The sequence below is a fragment of the Aeromicrobium sp. genome, from assembly GCF_049586495.1.
GTDB lineage: Bacteria > Actinomycetota > Actinomycetes > Propionibacteriales > Nocardioidaceae > Aeromicrobium.
The window spans coordinates 1-5,026 of record NZ_JBAVCB010000176.1 but is presented as its reverse complement, the minus strand read 5'-3'; the positions used below and the strand labels follow the sequence as shown (position 1 = coordinate 5,026).

Annotated in this window: 4 protein-coding genes and 2 pseudogenes; 2 read left to right on the top strand and 4 right to left on the bottom strand. The window is 67.5% G+C overall.

Annotation, left to right across the window (positions count from 1 at the left end; all coding sequences use genetic code 11):
• Positions 1-277, bottom strand: a pseudogene (locus WB508_RS09360) (ABC transporter substrate-binding protein); the annotation flags it as partial.
• Positions 278-386: 109 nt separating this feature from the next.
• A complete protein-coding gene (locus tag WB508_RS09355; RefSeq protein ID WP_423844617.1) occupies positions 387-1,979 on the bottom strand; it encodes a glycoside hydrolase family 13 protein in 1,593 nt (530 codons plus the stop codon).
• Between the two features lie 37 nt (positions 1,980-2,016).
• Between WB508_RS09355 and ndk the strand changes: the two genes are divergently transcribed.
• Positions 2,017-2,424 carry a nucleoside-diphosphate kinase gene (gene ndk / locus WB508_RS09350; protein ID WP_423844616.1) on the top strand — a complete coding sequence of 136 codons (408 nt, stop codon included), beginning with the start codon at positions 2,017-2,019 and terminating at the stop codon, positions 2,422-2,424.
• A 30-nt stretch (positions 2,425-2,454) separates the two neighbouring features.
• Here ndk and WB508_RS09345 read toward each other — a convergent pair whose 3' ends face one another.
• A complete protein-coding gene (locus WB508_RS09345) occupies positions 2,455-3,624 on the bottom strand; it encodes an MFS transporter (protein WP_423844615.1) in 1,170 nt (389 codons plus the stop codon).
• A 4-nt stretch (positions 3,625-3,628) separates the two neighbouring features.
• Complete coding sequence (locus WB508_RS09340; protein ID WP_423844614.1) at positions 3,629-4,258, bottom strand: hypothetical protein; 630 nt, start codon at positions 4,256-4,258, stop codon at positions 3,629-3,631.
• Positions 4,259-4,577: 319 nt separating this feature from the next.
• Here WB508_RS09340 and WB508_RS09335 point away from each other — a divergent pair.
• Positions 4,578-5,026 (top strand): annotated as a pseudogene (locus WB508_RS09335) (hypothetical protein); the annotation flags it as partial.

The following is a 5,026-nucleotide window of genomic DNA, read 5'->3' as shown; positions in this document are numbered from 1 at the left end:
GATCGGTGGAGGTGTCTCCTGCGGCCAGCCGCCGCGCGAGCTGGGTGCGCTGATCGGTGGCGCTGGCCGGCAGCAGCTGGATCGCGATGTCGTAGTCGTCGGTGCTGCAGTCCTCGGCCAGCTGGTTCAGCGTGGCCTGCCCGTCAGGGTTGACGTACCAGTTGAGCGTGGGCTTTCCGCCGTCACCGCCGCACGCGGCGAGCATCGACGTGCTCAATGCCAGCGCGGCGATTCCGCCGACGAGACGAGTCGACCGTCTCCGTGGTCGCACCTGCATCCGGACCTCCCCAACCCGTACCTCTGGCCTGTGACCCACGCCACAAAGTTTCTTGAACTTATCCCTGGGTCGGTAGTACCGCAACAGACGGTGGTTGAAACATCTGACGTCAAGTGGCGAGCCACACCGTAGTGTCCGGGAGGAGCGTGGAGACGTCGTCGTCAGCCGCCGACGAGGCGAGCACGACGGCCTCAGGGGACAGCATGACGGGGCGCGGTCCGAAGTTGGCCACGACCGTCACTCCTCGATTCGTGAAGCGCAGGATCTCGGGGTCCGTCGCGGCCCATTCCAGATCTCCACGCCCGAGTCGGTGGTCGTGCCGCAGTCGCAGCAGAAGGCGATACAGCTCCAACGTCGACCCCGACACGCCGCGCTGTCGATCCGGGGCAAGGTCTCCGTAGACCGGCGGCTGAGGCAGCCAGGTCCGCCTCGTGGGGCCAAAGCCGAAGCCCGGTTTGTCTGCCTGCCACGGCACCGGCACTCGGCATCCGTCGCGGCCCACCACCTGGTGCCCGCTGCGCTCCCAGATCGGATCGCGGCGGGCGTCGTCGGGCAGCTGGGTGGCTTCAGGGAGCCCGAGCTCTTCGCCTTGATACAGGTACGCCGATCCGGGCAGTGCGAGCATCAACGCCGTCGCGGCGCGCGCCCGACGCAGGCCGACCTCGCCCGAACCGAAACGACTCGCGTGGCGCACGACGTCGTGGTTGGACAGCACCCAGGTCTGGGGAGCCCCGACGGCGTTGGCCTGTTGCAGGGACTCAGCGATCGAGTGGCGCAAGGCGGTGGCATTCCAGGCAGTCATCAAGTAGTGGAAGTTGAAACAGTGGTGCAGCTCATCGGGTCGTACGTAGTGGGCCAGGGCCGCTGCGGGCTCCACCCACGCTTCGGCACACAGGATGCGGTCGCAATCTTGCCCGGGAACCGAGTACGAGTCGGTCAGCCGACGCCAGGCGCGGTAGATCTCGTGGACGCCGGGCTGGTCCCACATGGGCTGCAGACCGGTGGGGTCGCGAAGGGGGTCGAGTGTCAGGTCAGTGTCCGGCAGGCCGGGAGCCTTGACCAGGCCGTGCGCCACGTCGATGCGGAAGCCGTCGACGCCTCGGTCGAGCCAGAACCGCAGGACAGATTCCATTTCCTCGCGAACCTCGGTGCACTCCCAGTCGAAGTCGGGCTGCGTGGTGTCGAACAGGTGCAGGTACCACTGGCCCGGCGAGCCGTCGGCCTCGGTGACCCGAGTCCAGGCCGGGCCGCCGAAGCTGCTGAGCCAGTTGTTGGGTGGCTGCTCGCCGCCCATGCCGGTGCCGTCGCGAAAGAGGTACCTGGCCCGTTCGCGGCTGCGGGGCCCGGCAGCCAGCGCAGCCCGGAACCACGCGTGCTCGCTCGACGAGTGATTGGGCACGACGTCGACGATCACCCGGAGACCGAGCCCGTGCGCGCGTTCGAGCAGGGCGTCGAAGTCGTCGAGCGTCCCGAACAGCGGGTCGACGTCACGCGGGTCGGCCACGTCGTAGCCGCCGTCGTTCTGGGGCGAGACGTAGAACGGCGAGAGCCACACGGCGTCGACGCCCAGGTCCACCAGGTGATCCAAGCGCGAGGTGATGCCGGGCAGGTCGCCGATCCCATCACCGTCGCTGTCGGCCCAGGAGCGTGGGTAGACCTGATAGATGACGGCGTCGCGCCACCATGGAGTGCTGATGGTCATGGACTCCCTCTCGACGTCGCACGCTACGTTAACGGCCATGACGCAACGCACTCTCGTCCTTCTCAAGCCCGACGCCGTCCGACGTGGACTCGTGGGTCAGGTCCTGTCCCGCTTCGAGAACAAGGGCCTGTCGATCGTGGCGATGGAACACCGCTCGATCGACGCGCAGACAGCTGACGCCCACTACGCCGAGCACGTTGATCAGCCGTGGTACCCGCCGCTGCGCGAGTTCGCCACATCGGGCCCACTGGTTGCGTTGGTGCTCGAGGGCGACGAGGCGATCTCGGTGGTGCGCGCAATCAATGGCGCGACGGATGGACGAGCAGCCGCACCCGGCACGATTCGTGGAGACCTCTCGTTGTCCAACCGCGAAAACCTCGTGCACGCCTCGGACTCCGAGGAGTCGGCGGCTCGTGAGATGGCGCTGTGGTTCCCGGGGCTCTGACGTCGGTCGAGTGACCCGTTGAGCTCGACCTCAGTCCACAGGCTCAGCGCGCATGGCCCAAGCGCCAAACACGCCGATCAATGAGGCTCCGACCAGGAGCATCATGACGGGGAGGTCCCACGAGCCGGTCAGGTCTCGCAGGTAGCCGGCGCCGAATGGCCCGACGCCCGCCACCAGGTATCCGAGACCCTGGACGAATCCGGACAACGCTGCCGTGCTCTCAGGACTCGCGGCGCGTTGCCCGATCATCGTCAACGTCCAGGTGAAGGAAGCGCTACCAAGACCCAGCAGTATCGCCCACAGCCACGGCACCGAGGTGGGCGTCGCCAGCACGCCGATCCATCCGATCGCTGTCACCGCGGCAAAGAACCACGGCAGCACGGGCCATGCGCCCGCGCGACGCATCAGCCACGGCAACAACAGGGTCACCGGAAGTCCCACGAAGGCGAGCAGTCCGAGCAGAGCGCCTGCATGAGATCTGCTGAGTCCGGCGTCGACCATGATGGCGGGGAACCAGCCGAACTGGGCGTAGGCCTGGGCCGACTGCACGCCGAAGACGCCGACCAATGCCCAGGCGACCGGCGTTCGCATCAAGGACAGATAGGACACGCGGGGGCGATCACTGGCGACGTCACGATCGCGCCACAGCACCACCCACGGGATCAACGTGACGCCGGCGAGGACGGCCCATGCGCCGAGTCCTTGACGCCAGCCGCCGAACGCGCTGGCGATCGGGACCGTCGTCAGTGACGAGGCGGCGACCCCGCCCATCAAGGCCGCGCCGTACAGCGCGCTGATCAGGGGCAGCCGATCGGGAAAGTGACGCTTGGCCAACGGCGGGAGCAACACGTTGCCCACCGCCGCGCCGACCAGCGCGATCGTCGAAGCGAGCAGGAACACCGCCGTGCTGGACGTGGCGGCCCGCACCACGAGGCCGACGAAGATCAGCACGAGCAGCAGCACGGTGGACCGGTGCAGGCCCAGACGCCGCACCACACCGCCCGACCACAGGCCCGCGACCGCAAAGCAAATCACGGGCAGTGTGGTCACGACGCCAGCCACGGTCGTCGACATGTCGAGGTCGGACCGCACAGCGTCCAGCACGACGCCAACGCTGCCGACAAGAGCCCGCAGATTCAGCGCGAGCAGCACGATCGCTGAACCGACGAACAGGCGGCCAGGATCTAGACGGCGCAGCACGACCTCAGACCAAGGTCTGTGGCACGAGGCACCAGGCGACGTGGTGGAACATCCCACGCACGTTCTCGGGAAGCCAGATGACCTCGTGCGACTCCGAGGCCACTTCGATGTCACCCTCTAGGGTCACGACGTCCTCGACCTGCTGGGGCTGATCACCCACGCGGTCCTCGAAGGCGACCAGTGCGACGCGCACCTGGACCCCGAACGGATTGCCGTTGGCCACCCCGACGCCCCAGAAGTCTTCGGGGTCGAGAGTCGCTTTCTGATCGAGGTCGACCATCACGGCCCGCAGTCCTGCGTCGAGGGGCGGATGCTCCAGCTCTTCGATGTCGGTGACGGCGATCTGGACGGCGCGCACATCCTGGGCGCCGGGACCGTCGAAACGCAGAATGTCCTGCACCGTGGCATGCCCTGGAAGGAGTGCGGCTCCCAGGTGGGTGCCGAGCACGGTGCGCACCTCGACTTTGGGCATGGGCATCCCGTACATGTTGTGGGGGATGAACGCCAGGGTCGGTCGGACCGTCGTCTCGGTGTGGTTGGTCATGGTCAGCGTCTGGTCCGGTGATCCATCCACCGGTTTGGCGACGTACTCGAACGACAACGGTGCCTGCGGCCTCGACCTCTTCTTCCTCACCGGGCGAGCCTACCCAGAGCCCGGCGTGTCGCGGTTGAACAGGCCTCTTCGCGTCGCTGTGCGATGATGGCCACAGGTCGTGTGAGTCACACTGGCGCTGATCGACCCGATGACGTATCGCCGAACTTGTTCGGCAGGTGGGTGGAACACCAGCCCCCGACCGCGACGCATCCCCGGATGCTGACCGCGGCAGGACCAGGTGCGATACCGCAGTGACAGGCCGGATACGCCGTCATCCTGACCAAGCTTTGACCTGCTGTGCGGGTCGCATACGTGCCGGAGCCGTCCCTCGTGTCGGAGATCCGGTGAAGGAGAGCAGATGCTCGACGACGATTCGAAAGAACCCACCACCACCGAGACGCCCGCAGCGGAAGCAGGATCCGGCCGCCGCCGCGCCGCCGGTCGCGCCGCTGGCCCGCCGGCCGCCGTGAGCTTCTCCGCGCCCGCCAAGAAGGAGGCTCCGGCCCAGGACTCCGCAGAGCCCGAGGCCGAACAGACTGCCGCAGAAAAGAAGTCCGCACCCACCGCAGCAGCGATGTTCCAGGCCCCACCGGCCACGCTGGCTCCAGCCCGCCCGCAGCATCAGCACGTCGACCGTGACGATGGAGACGACGAGGACGAGGACAACGAGGACGGATCGCCCAAGCGCCGACGTCGTAGCCGTGGAGGTCGTCGGCGCCGCAAGGGCGAGGGTGACGGCGAATCCACCGACGACTCGTCCGAGGCGGGCGACAACCAGGACGATGACGAGGACGACAACACCGAGGG

Excerpts from the sequence above, each read along its gene's own strand:
- WB508_RS09355 (WP_423844617.1), bottom strand. The coding sequence starts at position 1,979 with ATGACCATCAGCACTCCATGGTGGCGCGACGCCGTCATCTATCAGGTC.
- ndk (WP_423844616.1), top strand. The coding sequence starts at position 2,017 with ATGACGCAACGCACTCTCGTCCTTCTCAAGCCCGACGCCGTCCGACGT.